The organism is Moorena producens 3L (assembly GCF_000211815.1).
Classification (GTDB): domain Bacteria; phylum Cyanobacteriota; class Cyanobacteriia; order Cyanobacteriales; family Coleofasciculaceae; genus Moorena; species Moorena producens.
This window is the reverse complement of sequence record NZ_GL890960.1, coordinates 1-16,124: the sequence shown is the minus strand read 5'-3', so window position 1 is coordinate 16,124 and position 16,124 is coordinate 1. Positions and strand designations below refer to the sequence as shown.

The following is a 16,124-nucleotide window of genomic DNA, read 5'->3' as shown; positions in this document are numbered from 1 at the left end:
TTATTTTTTGCTGCTCAATGGACTACTAACCAATAACTAGTCACCAACTTTACACTGCCAGTTTAGGGATGATCTAGCTAGGTTACAATGACCTTGATGATTCGGAATCATCTGAGTATACCCAGTATACATTTGTCACCCTAGCTGACCCGGCTGAACCATATACCTGCTCATGGAGGAATAAGAGATTGGCTACCCGCGTCGTTATTGTCCGTCACGGTCAAAGTACTTACAACATTCAGCAGATCATTCAAGGACGCAGTGATCAGTCAGTCTTGACCGAAAAAGGTCGTGCTGATGCCCAAAAAGTTGGTACTGCCCTCAGTAGCCTCAGCTTTGATGCCATCTACTGCTCCCCTTTACAACGGGCAAAGCAAACCGCAGATATTATCCTATCCTATTTGCCAAACCCTCCCCAGTTACAGCCATCAGATCAGCTGATGGAAATCGATTTACCCCTTTGGCAAAATCTCCAAAAGAACGAAGTTAAGGAAAAATTCCCAGAAGACTACCAACGCTGGAAAGAACGCCCCCACGAATTTTCCATGGTCATTCCCACAGGGGTCGGGTCTAAAGAACACTTTCCTGTGCTTGAACTATACAAACAAGCAGAGCAGTTTTGGCAAGAGGTTATCCGCCTCTATCAAGGAGGTACGATTTTAATCGTAGCCCATAATGGTATCAATCGCTGCTTAATTAGCAGTGCCATTGGGGTAACTCCTGCTCGTTACCATAGTATCAGGCAATCCAATTGTGGCATCAATGTGCTCAATTTCACTGGTGGTTGGGGAGAAACCGTACAATTGGAATCCCTCAATCAAACCTCCCACTTGGGAGAAACCTTGCCAAGGTCAAGCGCACCTAAGGGAGATATTGACCTTGGGTTGCGTCTGTTGTTGGTGCGCCACGGTGAAACCGATTGGAATCGTGCCTCTCGCTTCCAGGGACAAATTGATGTACCTTTAAATGAAAATGGTCGTAAACAAGGACAGCAGGCGGGTGAGTTTCTAAAAGATATCCCCATTGATTTTGCAGTCAGTAGCCCCATGCTGCGTCCTAAGCAAACTGCTGAAATTATTCTCCAGTCTCACCCCAATGTCAATTTACAAGTTGATGATGGACTCCGGGAAATCAGTCATGGCTTATGGGAGGGCAAATTAGAATCAGAGATTTCCCAAGAGTATGGTGACTTGCTCAATCAGTGGAAAGTTGCCCCAGAAACGGTACAAATGCCAGAAGGAGAGAACTTACAGGATGTTTTGGAAAGGGCAGTGCCATCCTGGAATGGGATAGTTAAATCAGCTACGGCATCTGGTTCTGGATTTCAGACTGGCTTAGTGGTGGCTCATGATGCTATCAATAAAGTAGTACTTTGTGACATTCTTGGCTTGAGTCCAGCATTAATTTGGAGTATCAAGCAGGGAAATGGGGCTGTCAGCGTAATTGATTATCCCCAAGGCTTAGACAAAGCCCCAGTATTGCAAGCGATGAATATCACCACACACCTATCTGGAGGTGTATTGGATAAAACAGCCGCTGGTGCGCTGTAGCTAAACAATACGATCAATTTCCATGCTTTGGGGTAAGTATGTTGAAGGTTGGTTGAAGGTTGACCCTAAGCCAAAGTGTTACAGTCAACCTCGCCGACAAAGGATGCTTAAGGCGAACAACCTTCAACATTAACTTGATGTAGTCAACAGCAAACTGCTAAATGCAAAACTCATCAACACCACACAAGCAAATCCGCACCCATGTTTTCATTTCCGGAAGAGTTCAAGGAGTTGGTTATCGCTACGCCACAATGCTTCAAGCTAAGCATCTAGGGGTGAATGGTTGGGTGAGAAATCTTCTTGATAAGCGTGTGGAAGCAGTCTTTGAAGGGAATACCACAGCAGTAGAAGCTATGGTGCGTTGGTGTCATACCGGACCGTTAAATGCTGTGGTTGACAATGTACTGGTTAAGAATGAGACACCGGAAGGTTTGCAGGGATTTGAAATTACGCACTAATCGGTATAGTTGAGCTTGGTTGTAAATCCGTTTTCGTAGCGTGACCGTAGGTCAATCCCATTGATAACTAAAAATTAACATCTATTTAGTCTAAACTAGAAGATTCTACACTAGTAGATGTCAGGAATTAAGGAATTTCCTATGTCTACAGAAGATGCTCCCATCAATAATGCTGTCTTAGTCACCATCATTGGTGAATCAGTAATTCGAGAAAGCCTTGTGAAGCTGATCAAAAGCCACGGGGCTACTGGTTATACTGTTAGTGATGTACGGGGAGAGGGGGGTCACGGCAAACGCCTAGGAGATATTCCGGGCTACAACACCAATGTTGAAATTAAGACGATCGTATCCCGGGAAGTGTCTGATGCAATTCTGCGTGCTATAGCCGAATACCGGAAGCGTCACGCTTTAATTGCCTACCGACAGGATATAGAAACGTTAAGCAATTAAAGCAGCGATCAAGTGATCACAAGTAATCACCAGTTAGTTAATCTAACCAATCATCGATTTTCTGGCTGCGATAGACACGCCTAGACTTTGGACTTCCCTGATTCTGACTCCCAGTTTTACTTTCACTAGCTTCGGTGGTTACAGGATTAACTTCCCGTTTATATAAGTCTGACTTACGATATTGGTTCTTTAATGGTGATTGCTTCTGGGGTTTAGGCTTGGGGTGTCTATTTTTCCAACCGAGAGTTCTTTGTAAAGACCGCAATTGGGCATGAGCTTCATTGATTTGTTGCAGCTTGCAGTGAGCTTTCTGTTGTAGCCGGGGATTACCAGAAAAACGGTCAGGATGCCATACCCAGGTCAAATCGAGGTAGCCCTGGTGAATCTCCTCCTGTGAAGCTCCAGGCTCCAGCTCCAGGATTCTGTAGTATTTCTCTACCTCTAACATTTACAATATCCTCTTCCGACAGTGACAGGAAAATCAATTAGTAGACACAAAGAAGCCCAAACAAACTTGTCGGGGCAAATTTCACGCTGTGATGAAAGTCCTTGAGTCAGTTCCTAACTAAAAAACTCAGGACTTTGACACTTAGAACTAACAAACTTTTTCTTTTATAGCTACCTACTTAGTGCAGGGTAAACACATCTTGTTTTGAAATGCTTACTCGATATAAGAGTGATTTGATAAGTAATTTTGCTTATTAATTTGACAATCTTTTCTGAGTAAGGCTTCTAGAATTTAGATGCGTTTGCCCTGCTAGTTAGTCAAGTAAACAATAAATTTAAGTCTGAATTAATTGCCAGTCAATTGCAGCAAAAAAACACATCAATTTAAGAAATATATAGTTTCTAGTCTTTAGTTAACGTAAGTTCATGGTTTGACAGCAAACCTCTACAGCCTTGATTAGCCCTGATTAGCCCTGATTAGGTAACAAAGGGACAAGGCTGAAAAATAAAATAAATATTAAAATAAATCTAAAATAAATCTAAAATTAGTCCAAAATGGCTATGCATTATGGGATAATTATAAGATTGTCAAGGCAATCGCATTAACAATTCCTCAGTTATTATTTGTGAGAATGAAGCTGGCATCAAGAGTTGGTCAAGTTACCCCTTCCTTAACTTTAGCCATTGCTGCTAAAGCCAAAGCCATGAAGGCAGATGGGATTGATGTTTGTAGTTTTAGCGCTGGAGAACCGGATTTTGACACTCCCGCTCATATTAAAGCAGCCAGTAAGCAAGCCCTGGATGAAGGAAAGACTAAGTATGGTCCAGCCGCTGGGGAACCGAAGCTAAGAGCTGCGATCGCAAATAAACTGCGCCATCAGAATAACCTCAATTACGATACACAGAACGTTATTGTCACCAATGGCGGTAAGCAATCCCTATTCAACTTGATGCTGGCTCTGATTGAAGTGGGAGATGAGGTGATTATTCCTGCTCCCTACTGGCTTTCCTATCCAGAAATGGTGAAGCTGGCTGGTGGCAAACCTGTGATTGTTCCTACAGATGCCACTCAAGGGTACAAAATTACACCGGCTCAGCTCCGTTCATCCATTACACCCCAAACTAAATTATTTATTCTCAACTCTCCGTCTAATCCCACCGGTATGGTTTTATACTCCGGCAGAGCTAAAAGCCTTGGCGGAAGTAGTGGTAGAGCAAGAATATTCTGGTGGTTTCTGACGAAATTTACGAGAAAATTCGGTACGATGGGGCTCAACACCTTAGTATTGGGGAAGTAAGCTCAGAAATATTCAAGCGCACTATCATTAGTAATGGGTTTGCTAAAGCTTTTGCTATGACTGGCTGGCGTATCGGTTATATAGCAGGTCCAGTAGAGCTAATTAAAGCAATGACCACGATTCAAAGTCATAGCACCTCCAATGTTTGTACCTTTGCTCAGTATGGTGCGATCGCAGCTTTGGAAGGTTCCCTTGACTGTGTAGAACAGATGCGCCAAGCCTTTGCCCAACGGCGACAGGTGATGTTAGAGCGGCTCACGGCCATGGCTGGACTGACTTGTCTGAAGCCAGACGCTGCTTTCTACTTATTCCCTAACATTAGTCAAACGGGTTTAAGCTCTTTGGAATTTTGCGATCGCTTACTCAGTTCCGAGCAAGTTGCTGCAATTCCTGGTATTGCCTTTGGTGCTGATGATTGTATCCGTCTTTCCTATGCTACGGATATGGCTTCCATTGAGAAGGGGATGGATCGCTTGGAAAAGTTTTTGCATCAAGTCAATGGCCACGGATAAAATTCGGGGGCTTTCCATAGCTTTGTGATCACAATTTTGTGATCAGTTGTTGCCATTCTCGACAAACGTTGATACCTCTGTTCTGCTGTCGATAACTAGCAACTTTTGCTTCAACCACGAGCAGAAAAACTACCACCAGCGATGCAGAGGTGCGACCCGTGGCGAATTTAATTCGCCAACGGAAAGCGCACCTAAGCGGTCTTGGGGGTTTCCCCCATGAGCGACTGCATCAAGAAATAAAGTGAACATCACTGAAGGTTTCGATCCACAGACGAGCGCCACAAGGCAGTGGGTTATCCGGCTGATACGTAATCCGGCAAGGACCAAGGATTTCTACTTGGTTGCCGTATAAATTGTTGCCACTTCGTTTTACTGAAATCACTGGCTTGCGCTCTTCCGGACTTTTGTGGATATTGGAGCCAATGTGATTGCGGTTGACATTAATCTTGGCTAGACCTGGAGTACGACTGGTACGCCATTTTCCTTTTGGTCCTCTAGTACCTTTAATGATTTGGGGCAGATTGTTGAACAGGGGAATAATCCAGAATTTCCCACTTTTATAGGCACCCCGGACGCGACCCTTTTCAAGGAGTTGGCGCAATCGCCGAGGAGAAATACCTAAAAGAGATGCGGCTTCAGTAGTACAAACGCACTTATTCATAGTTGTATCCAAAAACTATACCGATAAAACTATTATAACTTAAAAAGTTACCTTATTGTCAAAGTTCTAGTAAACTCACTTATAAAGTAGGATGATTATTAATAACTAACTTTAGCGGTAGAGTTATTTTTGGCGTTGCGTCAGTCTTCGCGCTGAATAGGAGTAGAGTGGGCATCCTGCCCGCCCGACAATAAGCATGAAACTGGCAAGATGCCAGTTCTACACAAGATGCCAGTTCTACACAAGATGCCAGTTCCACGCAAACATGCCCATTCCACAAAACTATTAAAAATTAAGCAACGCCTTATTTTCTAAGTCCGTCAAAAAGTGATCTTTAGGGATCAGTGTAGGAATTGTGATAATTTTTGTTTTCTACTCCGAGATCCGCTGTTCCCTATTCCCTTTGCTATTAGTGCCAAAGTTCAAGTAAACCCAGAAGCCCAATACTGACCCGTGGACAGTATTGGGCTTCTGAAGTTAATTAGTTTGGTTTAATGTGAAAATACTGTAAACACTCAAGCTAATCGTTGAGTCCAACTCAACAAGCGTGAGACAATCCCTGTGGCTAGGTTTTGGCTCGACTCTTGGGAATCGTCGGGAAAAATATAACCCACTGGTACCACAATCAGGGTAATGCCCCGCCGACCAACAACTGTAACTGGGTCTTCAGGTTCAAGGGTGACTTGAAAATCGGAGCATACTTCTGCTGGCCAGTAAGTTGCTTTATACTTGACTCGTCCTGGCTTATGAGGAGTAATTGTCTTTTCTACCTTGCCAGTGCCAGGCTCTGAGAATAGGTTCATCTCTTCCATGGTGGGGTTTTTAGTTGATTCCATTTGCTGCCTGCTCCCTGAGCTTTACCTTACCTTTAAACTCTACTTTCGTTATCTAAAGCCTGGTGAGGTATCCCATGCCACTATTTAAACCTGTACACAATCCCGTGGTAGTTAGGGTCTTGGCAATATTTGGCTCTAATCCTAGCTCTGTCTATTATTGGAGCCTGCTATGCCTAAGGTGATAGGTCGTTCTTTCGATAGACAGTTGCTTAACTGGCAACTTCTCCACGTGACAGCTCCTACAGTGAACCTGTAAGGTCAGTGTAGGCTTCCCAGCCAATCCGGGTATCCCTTAGGAGGCGCTGGGCTTTAAGAACGGACTGCCCTTCCGCTCTATTTTTTATGTTTATTGCCGCATTGTGATCACGTTCGCGTAGCGTCGCCTTCGGCGAATCAAGACTGCATCCACAATGGGGACAATCATGCCAACGGATATGCAGCTTTTTAGGTACTTTTTTGCCGCAACTGGAACAATTCTGCGAAGTATTTCGGGCACTTACTGGGATCGTTAACAAGCCAGCATTTAAGGCTTTGCTTGATAGGATTGTCAGAAAGCTTGACCACCCGGCGTCTAACACAGACTTAGCCAATCGGGTTTTATTTAGTCCCTTGACGTTTAATTTTTCGTGAGCAATTACATCATATTTTGACAACAAATATTTGGCGGTTTTAAAATGGAAGTCTTTCCGCTTGTCAGCAACTTTTTTGTGTTGTATTCCAAGTTGCTTAATAGCCTTGAGCCGATTTTTTCCTCCCTTCTTCCTTCGAGATACTCGTTTTTGTATTACTTTTAAGCGTTTTTGCGCTTTTCGGTAATATTGAGGAGTCTTAATGGTTTCCCCTTCGGAAGTAGTTAAAAATTCTTTAAGTCCAACGTCAATACCGATGATTGAGCTAGGATTAAGGTCAGCCTTGGTTTCAGGAATTGTTTTGTCTTCTAGGGACAAAACCAAATAGTAGCCATCACACTTTTTAGTGACTGAGGCTGTTTTTATTTTGAACCCATCAGGAATGGTGCGGTGTAAGACAATTTTGACTTTTCCTATTTTAGGCAAATCAATCAATTCACCTTGCAAGCACCCCTCTTTCATTTGGGGATAAGTAAAGGTGCGATAACGGTGTCTCTTTTTGAATCTGGGTCTGCCGCTTTTATTTCCGTTTTTGTCTCCCTTGATGAATCGATCAAAAGCTAACTTAACCCTTTTGACAGCATCCTGAAGTACTTGGGAATGAATGTCCTTGTACCAAGGACGAGCCTTTTTGAGATCGGGTAAAGTCTTTTTCTGGCTGTAATAATCTGGATTATCTCTTAGCTCCGGAAGATGACAGACGAGGGCGCAAGCATTAATAGAACACCGATTTTGTTCATACCAAGAGAATCGGTCTGCTAGCAAGTAATTGTACTGAGCACAAAGCATCGACAACCAATTATCTATGATAGCTTTTTGTGATTTTGTCGGCTTTAACCGGTATTGATATGCAGTCCTCATTTGACTTGCTTTTTAAGCTTTTAGACCTATAATGATAGTAACACAGGTACGGCCACATGGCAAGCGAAAATGAAAAACAAAAAATTAACAATCCGAGTTACCGATTTTGAAAGAAGGCAATTGGAACAAGAAGCGAATCGACGTGGAATGACTCAATCCGAGTTGATCAGGAGTTTGATAGCTCGCTTCCCTGATCCAAAAGACCCTGTCCGCGATTCATCCCACACTCATGCTACGCATTGAGATGTGGGGCTTCTCGCGGGTTCAAGCTAAAGAATGAGGGCAAAAAGCTTCCAGGTATGCATCAACATGGAAAATTCAAAAGCGATGCAGCGCTACTCCCTACTCCCTACTCCCTACTCACTACTCCCTACTCCCATTAACCCAAGACGAAAGTACCTCACCCCATTGAGAACTGCTATAAATGATAAATGACAAACAACAATACCATATATCTTTTGTACTCCTGATTTCCGCAGTAGCTGCCATTGGTGGTTTTTTATTCGGTTTCGACAGTGCAGTGATCAATGGCACGATTACAGCACTGCAAAAAGCCTTTCACTCCACTAGCGTCGGGACGGGATTTTCAGTATCTTCGATGCTGCTAGGTTCTGCAGTTGGGGCGTTTTACGCTGGACAGATGGCGGATTGGTATGGCCGCAAAAAGGTGATGCTGATGACTGCTGCTTTATTTACTATCAGTGCCATTGGCTCTGGTATAGCGATCAGTATCTGGGATTTTGTAGTCTATCGACTGGTGGGTGGCATTGCTGTGGGTGCCGCTAGTGTAATTAGTCCAGCTTACATCGCAGAGGTTTCTCCAGCTCACCTGCGGGGAAGGTTAGGTTCTCTGCAGCAATTGGCAATTGTTATTGGTATTTTTATTGCTTTTGTCAGCAACTACTTGATTGGTATGGCTACCGGTTCAGCAGAAGCACCACTTTGGTTTTCTATACCGGCTTGGCGCTGGATGTTCTGGATGGAGCTGATTCCAGCAACTGTTTATTGGGTGGGGGCTTGGTTGATTCCTGAATCTCCCCGGTTTTTGGTCTCTATTGGCCGATTGACAAAAGCTGCTGCTGTTTTCGCCAAGATTGAGAGTGGTGATGTCCAAGCCAAGGTCTTGGAAATTCAGCAAACAGTTCTAAAAGAGCGCAAGCCTAAACTGTCTGATCTGATTGGGAAAAATGGTATGCTGCTTCCCATTGTCTGGGTAGGCATGGGGCTATCTATATTTCAACAGTTTGTGGGAATTAATGTAGTATTCTACTATGGTAATGTGTTATGGCAAGAGGTAGGGTTTTCAGAAGGGGATTCCCTGCTAATTAATGTTATTACTGGCGCTATTAATCTTCTTACTACCCTTTTAGCGATCGCATTCATAGACAAGTTTGGACGCAAACCCCTTCTGCTCCTTGGGTCTATTGGCATGACCTTGACCTTGGGGATAATGGCATTTATTTTTACTTTCGCCCAGTTGGATAGCGCTGGTGAATTGATTCTGACTCACTCTCAAGGGATTGTTGCCCTCTTAGCCGCTAACCTGTATGTGTTCTGCTTCGGCTTTTCCTGGGGACCAGTGGTCTGGGTGATGCTAGGGGAAATGTTCAACAACCAGATTCGAGGCTCTGCACTGTCTGTTGGTGCTTCAACTCAATGGCTGGCCAATTTTTTCATTACCATCACCTTCCCCATTCTCCTGACTAGATTTGGTTTAGGTACTGCTTATGGTCTTTATACCATTGCTGCTGCTATCTCCTTTTTCTTAGTTGTTTTCGCAGTTCGGGAAACCAAAGGTAAGGAACTCGAAGCAATGTAATCGTAAGTATTCAGCTATAAGCTATCAGCTATTGAATAAAACGTAAGCATTGGTTTAATCTCAGTGAAGTCACAGGCTGGAAGCCTGTGCCACAAAGCTGACCGCTGACCGCTGATCCCTGTTCGCGTAGCGTGCGCGTAGCGCATTAGCTGAATACTTACAATATTACTCCTACTGTTGTTGCTCCTGCTCATTTTCTGGTTTTAGCTCCTGTTCTTTATCCTGTGTTTGCTGCTGCTCATCTTCTTGTTTTTCCTCCTGTTTGCCCTCCTCTTCTTCCTTCTGTTTTTCCTCATACTCTTTCAGGAGTTGAGCAACTCGCTTCTGAATCTCTAGGTGCTTTTCTACACCTTCATAAGTATAACGGTTATAACCATTACTGTCGATTATAGCTTCTAAATTATTAATCCGTTCTTTAGTTTCTGGGTGGGTTGAAAGCCAAGGAAATAATGGTTTTGGTCCACCTTGATCATGGAGGGTAATCATCAAATTGCGCAATCCATCTGCTGCATAGCCACTAGCAGTAAGAATTTTATTTCCTAAATCATCAGCCTGACGTTCCATATTTCGGCTGTAGTTAAGTACAATTAAATTAGCAGCAGTGCCACCATAGGGAATAAATTGGGCAATGTTAGCGGTCAAGTTACCTTGAGTGACTAACTGGAAACCGTGGGATAAGACAGCATGGGATAGTTCGTGAGCCAGTAAACCAGCTAATTCTGCTTCGGACTTGGTTTTTAGGATAGCCCCAGCGTTGATAAATATTTTACCTCCTGGTAGAGCAAAAGCATTGAGTTGGTCATCCATGACTACATAAAACTCGTAGTTAAACTCATCGCGACCTGTTACCTTGGTAAGTTTATTGCCTATCTCGCGCACATACTCCAACACTTCTTCGTCTTCTAGCATCGGTAATTGCTTTTGTGCTTGCTTAGCAATTCTTTTCCCAATCCCTGATTCTCCCTGGAGCATTAATACAGTTGACTCTATTGCCGATAGCGGACCAAAAAGATTGCCAGTAAAAACATAACCTAATGTTCCAGTAATCACATTCATTATTGTATTACCGGTCATTTCATTCCGGAGATGGGAAATGTGGCGGTCTAGATGTTGATCAGCGAGCTGGAGAAACTCTTCCGATTGAGGATGCTCAGTATTAAACAGGGCAAATTCACGAGCTACCAGAGATGCTTCAAACCAATTTTCTGATTCTGCTAGCATTGCCATGGTTACCTTGATTAATTCCGGCTCATGGGGATATAGATTTTTAGCTTGCTTTAAAACTAATAAGCCTTCATCAAGCCGCTCATAATCTTTTAGAGCTTGAGCGTAGCGTATATGACCGGGAATAAATTCTGGTTGCTGCTCTACTAAAAACTTGAGGGGAATCAGAATTTTACTTTCTAAATTCTTTTCTAACCCTGACTCATAGTTACGCCAATACACTCCCCCAGCAGGAGAGAGTTGAGCGGTGTCGTAAATTGCCTCCGGTAGTTCTTGAACTGGTTCTGGAGTATCAAAAGGATTCTTTGCTTCACGATATAACTGTTCAGCAGCAATTATATCTCCACTTAGATAAAGTCTATCGGCTTCAATAAGTTTCTGCTGTTTTGCCAGTTCTTCTGGGCTAAGTTCTTCAGCTTCTGCTTCCAGGTCTTTTTCTTCAGCGTCTTCAGCAGTTGTGCTTTCTTCTTTCTCTACCTCTGTATCCGAAGTTTCTGTATCGAAAGTTTCTGTATCCAAAGCCTCTGTATCCAAAGCCTCTGTATCCAAAGCTTCTGTATCCAAAGCTTCTGTATCCAAAGCTTCTGTATCTTTGGTATCTGAGTCTATTGTAGGTACAGTTGTCGTAGAAGTGTCTGTTTCTGGAAGTTCCCTATCCACTAAGATATCTGGCTGCTCGGTGTCTTCAGTGGAATTATCCGGTAATGGCACTTCTATATCTATAGGATTTATAGGTATAGGTATACCAGTATCCGAAGTTTCGGTAGGGGCATCGGTAGTCGGTGCTTCAGTCTCAGATATATCCTCTGACCTAAGGACTTCAGTATCCTCTGACATGTCAGAAACCTCAGTAGCCCCTAAATGTGAGACAGTTAGAGGTTCACTACTGTGTTGGATTGGTTCCGATTCCCCGATTTTAGGAGACTCAGCTAAGGCAGTTGAGGCTTCACCCGCCATTAGGATTCCTGACAAAATTAGCACTAAATTTCCAAAACGTTTCATAATTAAATGGTCGCTAATGACTAGAACGGGATATTGATAAAACTAGAAACTAGACTTCTTACAGAAGTAGAAAACTTCGGATATCTGATCTCGGAAGGATTATGGAGACTACTTTTGGACTTTGGCAAGAGGTCTAATATACCCAAGCTTAGATCAGGTGATAGGGTAATAGAGTTATCGGGTGATAGGTAAGCCTCTCACCACTTGTTATTGTTCACAAATGAATTACGATTGGTAGATAGTATAAATATACGTTATTTTACTGATTACCGATACACATAATTGCGCTATGTTCATCAAATGAAATATAAGCATTCAGCAGTCAGCTGTCAGCCGTGAGCTAAAGGCTCACGCTGCGCGAACAGCAGATTGAACTCAGATTAAACGAATGGTTGCTTGTTTTATTCAAAACCTTTTGTCGTAGCTTGCCCAAGCGGCCATAAGCTAATAGCACCATCTGTAGCACCATCTGTCGCCCATTAGCACCTCAAGTAACACCTCAAGTAGCCCATTAGCTGATAGCTTAGACTGTTACTAACCTTAGGCTGGGTGCATCTCAATGGATGAAATTAGGAAAAAATTATTATAATAAAATTCCCACACTTCCCACACTCCCCACACTCCCCTTCTTTTTGACAAATATGAGATGTACCCTTATCGGTAGTGTTTCTAGTCCAGTAGTTATGGATAAATAGTAATTATAGTTACCAATTCCCAATTCCCAATTCCCAATTCCCCTAGCTTGACAATCCCCATGGTCCCGAACAAGATATTAGTTATCTGATTCTAACTAGTCTATCAGTAATTTCTCAGATTGTTCTGTCAAACTGATAATCAGTAATATTAATATAAATATTCCTACAAAGACTGATGAAGTTCCCCAGCCGTTTGCTGGAAAAATTCTTGAATAACTCCTACCTAAAGCTTGATTTACGTTCCCTACGGGTAAGACTAACCTTAGGAATTGCCGCTGTTTCAGCCTTAGGTATGGGCAGTTTGGCAATTTGGACCAGCTGGAAAATGCAGCATATTCTGGTTTCCACTCACAAACAGAGTATTAGTTATATTGCAGAGCGCTTCCCCCAGGATGTGGAAATCTATAGCGATATGGTTACCCCGGAAACCGGGATGCAAAAGGCAATTGATAAACTCAGCAATAGTAACACCCTACTCTGGGTAAAGCATCCCAACAATGGTATTGTTGCTCAATCTGAAGCCCTAGAGGTTATGGACACTCTGACTTCTCCAAAGTATTTGTCACGGATACCGCCCATGCCAGAAGTCTTGGAAGTAAATGGAAGTTACTGGGTGGTTTGCGGCACTACTTTGGAAGTTAAGCAAGCCAATCTCGGTAAGTTTTACATTGCCCAAGACATTACTAGTGATCAACAGATGTTTTTGCAGCTGATCCGGAGTCTGGGGATTGCTACAGCACTGGCTATTGGAGGGATGTGTATTGCGATCGCATTCTATATTAAGCGATCGCTCCAACCACTACAGTTGATGAGTCAGCTAACTGAGAGTATTTCTGCTGATGATTTGGGGGATGTGCAAATACAGCTCGATAATGCTCCCACTGAAGTCAGAGAATTGGCACAAACCTTTGACGAAATGCTAGTGCGTCTGAATGAAGCCTTAGAAAATCAACGGCAATTTGTTAGCAATGTATCCCATGAATTGCGCACTCCTTTAACCTTAGTCTCTGGCTACGTCCAAAGTACCTTACGTCGCGGTGCTAATTTGAGTCCACCTCAGCGCGAAGCCCTAGAAATTGCTTCTTCAGAAGCTGACCGCACTGTGCAAATGTTGCAGGATTTACTGGATTTGGCACGAGCGGATAGTGGTCATATACACTTCAATCTAGAATCCTTTGTCCTAGATGAGTTGGTCGAAGAGGTGGCTGAGATGGCAAGACAATATACTAAGCGAGTTATTAAGGTTGAGTGTATTAAACCTGGAATTTGGGTCAAAGGTGATATCAATCGCCTCAAACAAGTCCTACTGAATTTGATTGATAATGCCGTAAAATACTCTAGTGTCGATAAACCAGTCACTGTTAAGTTAACTCAGGTGGATGGCCGTGGCAGAATTGAGGTCTGTGATCGTGGTATTGGTATTCCTTTAAAACAACAAGCCCGTATTTTTGACCGCTTCTATCGGGTCGATGAAACTAGAACTCGTTCTACCGGTGGCGCGGGTTTGGGTCTATCCATTGTCAAGACTTTGGTCGAGGGGATGGGGGGGAGTGTGAAAGTGCGATCGCAGTTAAACAAAGGAAGTATATTTACGGTTTGCTTACCGTTACAGTGGTAGGGAATACTGCCGGGCATCAGGATTTTGGTATCACTATTTTATTATCGGTAGGGTTTTCCAGGAGATGTTGCTATTCTACTATGGCAAGAGACAAGTATCATGAATTAGTAAAAGCAGCGCTAGTCAAGGAAAGATGGTTGATTACGGATGACCCCCTCATTGTAGAAGCTGGCAAACGTAAGATTCAGGTTGATTTAGGAGCTGAACGGTTAATTGCTGCTGAAAAAGATGGTGAAAAAATTGCTATAGAAATAAAAAGCTTTATTGGTGTCTCAACGCTTCATGATTTTTATCAAGCTTTGGGTCAGTTTAGTTTTTATAAGTATGCTCTTGAAAAAAAGATGCCGGAACGAACATTATTTTTAGCTGTACCAGATGATACCTATGAAGATTTTTTCAAGGAAGACTTTATTACAGAACTACTGGCTCGCTATCAGGTTAAAATGTTGGTGTATCGGATCGATGAAGCAACTATTGAGCGATGGATAAACTAGGGAAGTATAAGTCAATTGTTCGTAAAATTACCATAGAAACTGGGAAGCTGGGTGAGCGTCCTGATGATCAGGTTAAGAGTCAGATTATTTTAGATGATGAGAGGGGACACTACCTGCTGTATTTCAACGGATGGCGTGGCTCTAAACGCACTTACGGTTGTTATCTACATATTGATGTTAGTCATGATGGAAAAGTTTGGGTACACTACGATGGCACTGATTTGCGTATTGCTGAGAAATTGGTAGAGCTATCAATTCCTAAATCAGATATTGTATTAGGATTTATCTCACCAATTAGGCGAGCAGATACTGGTTTTGCTATCAGGTAAATCTTAGGATTGGCGAATGCGTTCGCGTAGCGGCTCGTACCGAGCATCGCTTAGCATAACCTAGGGTCAATCCCGTTTACAGTCCCTGACTCTGACTATGATGATCAGCTACTAGCCGGGAAACTGCCACCAATGAAGTGAATATCACTGAAAGTTTCGATCCACAAACGAGCGCCACAATCAAGTGGATTATCCGGCTGATAAACAATCTTACAAGGACCGAGGATTTCGACTTCGTTGCCGTAGAGATTAGTGCCCTTTCGTTTTACTGAAATCACTGGCTTCCGATCTTTGGGGCTTTTCTTGATATTCGAGCCAATGTGATTGCGATTGACATTAATCTTAGCTAAAGCGGGGGGACGACTGGTACGCCATTTGCCCTTTGGTCCACGGGTACCTTTAGTAATTTGTGGCAAATGGTTGAACAGAGGAATAATCCAGAATTTCCCGGTTTTATAGGCACCCCGGACGCGACCCTTCTCAAGGAGTTGTCGCAATCGTCTAGAGGAAATTCCTAATAAAGATGCTGCTTCAGTAGTACCAACACACTTGTTCATCAGTTGACTCTCCTTTAACTATTCCTATAATAATAGTCTAATAGATAAAAGAAAAATTGACAATGTCAGGGAATCGGGAATCGGGAATCGGGAATTGACGGAAGATTTAGGATATGGTTGGTGGATGCGTTCGCGCAGCGGCTCGTACCGAGCATCGCGTAGCGTGGCCTAAGGCCAATCGCGTAGCGGCTCGTACTGAGCATCGCGCAGCGGAGCCAATCCCTATCGCAATAGTTAGTTCACTAAAATAATTAATCAATTAATTATTGAGCTTGGTACACAGGATTTTTCCCCACTCCACAACTCCCTGCTCCCTGCTCCCTGCTCCCTATTCCCTACTCCCTACTCCCTACTCCCTAAAAAATTTGTTACAAAAATTTTCAAAATATGTTATAATTAAAGATTATTTGTGTTATAATAAAAATACCGTGGGCGCTAAAACGCTCCACGGTAAGAGCCAGCCGACAGTTTCTCCAGGACCCCAGGCTGGCTCTAGACCCCCAGTTAAGGAGATACCTAATATTTTATGTCCTACTCTCAACGCCTATATCCATGGGCGCTCATTCGTCTATTGCCGAAGATGCAGCGGATGGTTGTGCGTCGTTTTCGCAACCGATCAGATGCGGAGGGGCACTTGCAGGCTCTGAAACGACTGATGCCTGATGCTGATTTTATTATTTATCT

General features: G+C 43.2%; 17 protein-coding genes and 1 pseudogene. 10 read left to right on the top strand and 8 right to left on the bottom strand.

The genetic code is table 11. The features are described from left to right. Window positions 1–188: 188 nt before the first annotated feature. The 3 genes from LYNGBM3L_RS25620 to LYNGBM3L_RS25610 all read left to right on the top strand — a co-directional run bounded on the left by LYNGBM3L_RS25620 (window position 189) and on the right by LYNGBM3L_RS25610 (window position 2,458). Window positions 189–1,550, top strand: a complete 1,362-nt coding sequence (locus tag LYNGBM3L_RS25620) for a histidine phosphatase family protein (protein WP_008188306.1) — start codon at window positions 189–191, stop codon at window positions 1,548–1,550. Window positions 1,551–1,711: 161 nt separating this feature from the next. Then, entirely contained in the window at window positions 1,712–2,008 is a 297-nt protein-coding gene (locus tag LYNGBM3L_RS25615; protein WP_008188303.1) for an acylphosphatase, read from the top strand. 141 nt (window positions 2,009–2,149) lie between these two features. Then, a complete protein-coding gene (locus LYNGBM3L_RS25610) occupies window positions 2,150–2,458 on the top strand; it encodes a P-II family nitrogen regulator (protein WP_044494800.1) in 309 nt (102 codons plus the stop codon). 37 nt (window positions 2,459–2,495) lie between these two features. On the opposite strand, the gene LYNGBM3L_RS25605 is transcribed toward LYNGBM3L_RS25610, so the two are convergent. After that, on the bottom strand, window positions 2,496–2,906 hold the full coding sequence (locus LYNGBM3L_RS25605) for a J domain-containing protein (RefSeq protein ID WP_008188298.1): 411 nt from the start codon (window positions 2,904–2,906) through the stop codon (window positions 2,496–2,498). Between the two features lie 631 nt (window positions 2,907–3,537). On the opposite strand from LYNGBM3L_RS25605, the pseudogene LYNGBM3L_RS25600 reads away from it, so the two are divergent. Then, a pseudogene (locus LYNGBM3L_RS25600) lies at window positions 3,538–4,715 on the top strand (pyridoxal phosphate-dependent aminotransferase). 229 nt (window positions 4,716–4,944) lie between these two features. Here the strand turns inward: LYNGBM3L_RS25600 and LYNGBM3L_RS25595 are convergent. The 4 genes from LYNGBM3L_RS25595 to LYNGBM3L_RS25585 form a co-directional block, all read right to left on the bottom strand. Further along, on the bottom strand, window positions 4,945–5,376 hold the full coding sequence (locus LYNGBM3L_RS25595; protein ID WP_008188291.1) for a helix-turn-helix domain-containing protein: 432 nt from the start codon (window positions 5,374–5,376) through the stop codon (window positions 4,945–4,947). Window positions 5,377–5,455: 79 nt separating this feature from the next. Beyond that, on the bottom strand, window positions 5,456–5,656 hold the full coding sequence (locus LYNGBM3L_RS41730; protein WP_131827196.1) for a hypothetical protein: 201 nt from the start codon (window positions 5,654–5,656) through the stop codon (window positions 5,456–5,458). 235 nt (window positions 5,657–5,891) lie between these two features. Then, the gene (locus LYNGBM3L_RS25590) at window positions 5,892–6,212 is read right to left on the bottom strand and encodes an NfeD family protein (RefSeq protein WP_008188289.1); all 321 of its coding nucleotides are present in this window, start codon (window positions 6,210–6,212) and stop codon (window positions 5,892–5,894) included. A gap of 239 nt (window positions 6,213–6,451) precedes the next feature. Then, window positions 6,452–7,702, bottom strand: coding sequence for an RNA-guided endonuclease InsQ/TnpB family protein (locus LYNGBM3L_RS25585; RefSeq protein ID WP_008188286.1), 1,251 nt, complete (start codon window positions 7,700–7,702; stop codon window positions 6,452–6,454). Between the two features lie 69 nt (window positions 7,703–7,771). Here LYNGBM3L_RS25585 and LYNGBM3L_RS41725 point away from each other — a divergent pair, with 69 nt between their 5' ends. The 3 genes from LYNGBM3L_RS41725 (at window position 7,772) to LYNGBM3L_RS25580 (ending at window position 9,521) form a co-directional block, all read left to right on the top strand. Further along, window positions 7,772–7,945: a ribbon-helix-helix domain-containing protein gene (locus tag LYNGBM3L_RS41725; protein ID WP_071986943.1), complete on the top strand. Its 174-nt coding sequence runs from the start codon at window positions 7,772–7,774 to the stop codon at window positions 7,943–7,945. A 66-nt stretch (window positions 7,946–8,011) separates the two neighbouring features. After that, a complete protein-coding gene (locus LYNGBM3L_RS48970; protein ID WP_267872095.1) occupies window positions 8,012–8,137 on the top strand; it encodes a hypothetical protein in 126 nt (41 codons plus the stop codon). After that, window positions 8,127–9,521, top strand: a complete 1,395-nt coding sequence (locus LYNGBM3L_RS25580) for a sugar porter family MFS transporter (protein WP_008188284.1) — start codon at window positions 8,127–8,129, stop codon at window positions 9,519–9,521. Before LYNGBM3L_RS48970 ends, LYNGBM3L_RS25580 begins: the two co-directional genes overlap by 11 nt. A gap of 171 nt (window positions 9,522–9,692) precedes the next feature. Here LYNGBM3L_RS25580 and LYNGBM3L_RS25575 read toward each other — a convergent pair whose 3' ends face one another. Continuing rightward, window positions 9,693–11,747, bottom strand: a complete 2,055-nt coding sequence (locus LYNGBM3L_RS25575; protein ID WP_008188282.1) for a M48 family metalloprotease — start codon at window positions 11,745–11,747, stop codon at window positions 9,693–9,695. Between the two features lie 870 nt (window positions 11,748–12,617). Between LYNGBM3L_RS25575 and LYNGBM3L_RS25570 the strand changes: the two genes are divergently transcribed. From LYNGBM3L_RS25570 to LYNGBM3L_RS25560, 3 genes are all read left to right on the top strand, one after another. Continuing rightward, entirely contained in the window at window positions 12,618–14,060 is a 1,443-nt protein-coding gene (locus LYNGBM3L_RS25570; protein ID WP_008188281.1) for a sensor histidine kinase, read from the top strand. Between the two features lie 80 nt (window positions 14,061–14,140). Then, window positions 14,141–14,554 (top strand): element excision factor XisH family protein, encoded by a 414-nt coding sequence (locus LYNGBM3L_RS25565; protein ID WP_008188279.1) that lies wholly within the window; start codon window positions 14,141–14,143, stop codon window positions 14,552–14,554. Continuing rightward, complete coding sequence (locus LYNGBM3L_RS25560; RefSeq protein WP_008188276.1) at window positions 14,542–14,883, top strand: XisI protein; 342 nt, start codon at window positions 14,542–14,544, stop codon at window positions 14,881–14,883. Before LYNGBM3L_RS25565 ends, LYNGBM3L_RS25560 begins: the two co-directional genes overlap by 13 nt. A gap of 104 nt (window positions 14,884–14,987) precedes the next feature. Here LYNGBM3L_RS25560 and LYNGBM3L_RS25555 read toward each other — a convergent pair whose 3' ends face one another. Further along, a complete protein-coding gene (locus LYNGBM3L_RS25555; RefSeq protein ID WP_008188274.1) occupies window positions 14,988–15,440 on the bottom strand; it encodes a MerR family transcriptional regulator in 453 nt (150 codons plus the stop codon). 65 nt (window positions 15,441–15,505) lie between these two features. Next, entirely contained in the window at window positions 15,506–15,643 is a 138-nt protein-coding gene (locus LYNGBM3L_RS44310; RefSeq protein ID WP_154659915.1) for a hypothetical protein, read from the bottom strand. Window positions 15,644–16,124: the final 481 nt, after the last annotated feature.

Coding starts and splice junctions, on each gene's coding strand:
- LYNGBM3L_RS25615 (WP_008188303.1), top strand. CDS start 1,712: ATGCAAAACTCATCAACACCACACAAGCAAATCCGCACCCATGTTTTC.
- LYNGBM3L_RS25610 (WP_044494800.1), top strand. CDS start 2,150: ATGTCTACAGAAGATGCTCCCATCAATAATGCTGTCTTAGTCACCATC.
- LYNGBM3L_RS25605 (WP_008188298.1), bottom strand. CDS start 2,906: ATGTTAGAGGTAGAGAAATACTACAGAATCCTGGAGCTGGAGCCTGGA.
- LYNGBM3L_RS25595 (WP_008188291.1), bottom strand. CDS start 5,376: ATGAATAAGTGCGTTTGTACTACTGAAGCCGCATCTCTTTTAGGTATT.
- LYNGBM3L_RS25590 (WP_008188289.1), bottom strand. CDS start 6,212: ATGGAATCAACTAAAAACCCCACCATGGAAGAGATGAACCTATTCTCA.
- LYNGBM3L_RS25585 (WP_008188286.1), bottom strand. CDS start 7,702: ATGAGGACTGCATATCAATACCGGTTAAAGCCGACAAAATCACAAAAA.
- LYNGBM3L_RS41725 (WP_071986943.1), top strand. CDS start 7,772: ATGAAAAACAAAAAATTAACAATCCGAGTTACCGATTTTGAAAGAAGG.
- LYNGBM3L_RS48970 (WP_267872095.1), top strand. CDS start 8,012: ATGGAAAATTCAAAAGCGATGCAGCGCTACTCCCTACTCCCTACTCCC.
- LYNGBM3L_RS25580 (WP_008188284.1), top strand. CDS start 8,127: ATGATAAATGACAAACAACAATACCATATATCTTTTGTACTCCTGATT.
- LYNGBM3L_RS25575 (WP_008188282.1), bottom strand. CDS start 11,747: ATGAAACGTTTTGGAAATTTAGTGCTAATTTTGTCAGGAATCCTAATG.
- LYNGBM3L_RS25570 (WP_008188281.1), top strand. CDS start 12,618: ATGAAGTTCCCCAGCCGTTTGCTGGAAAAATTCTTGAATAACTCCTAC.
- LYNGBM3L_RS25565 (WP_008188279.1), top strand. CDS start 14,141: ATGGCAAGAGACAAGTATCATGAATTAGTAAAAGCAGCGCTAGTCAAG.
- LYNGBM3L_RS25560 (WP_008188276.1), top strand. CDS start 14,542: ATGGATAAACTAGGGAAGTATAAGTCAATTGTTCGTAAAATTACCATA.
- LYNGBM3L_RS25555 (WP_008188274.1), bottom strand. CDS start 15,440: ATGAACAAGTGTGTTGGTACTACTGAAGCAGCATCTTTATTAGGAATT.
- LYNGBM3L_RS44310 (WP_154659915.1), bottom strand. CDS start 15,643: ATGCTCAGTACGAGCCGCTACGCGATTGGCCTTAGGCCACGCTACGCG.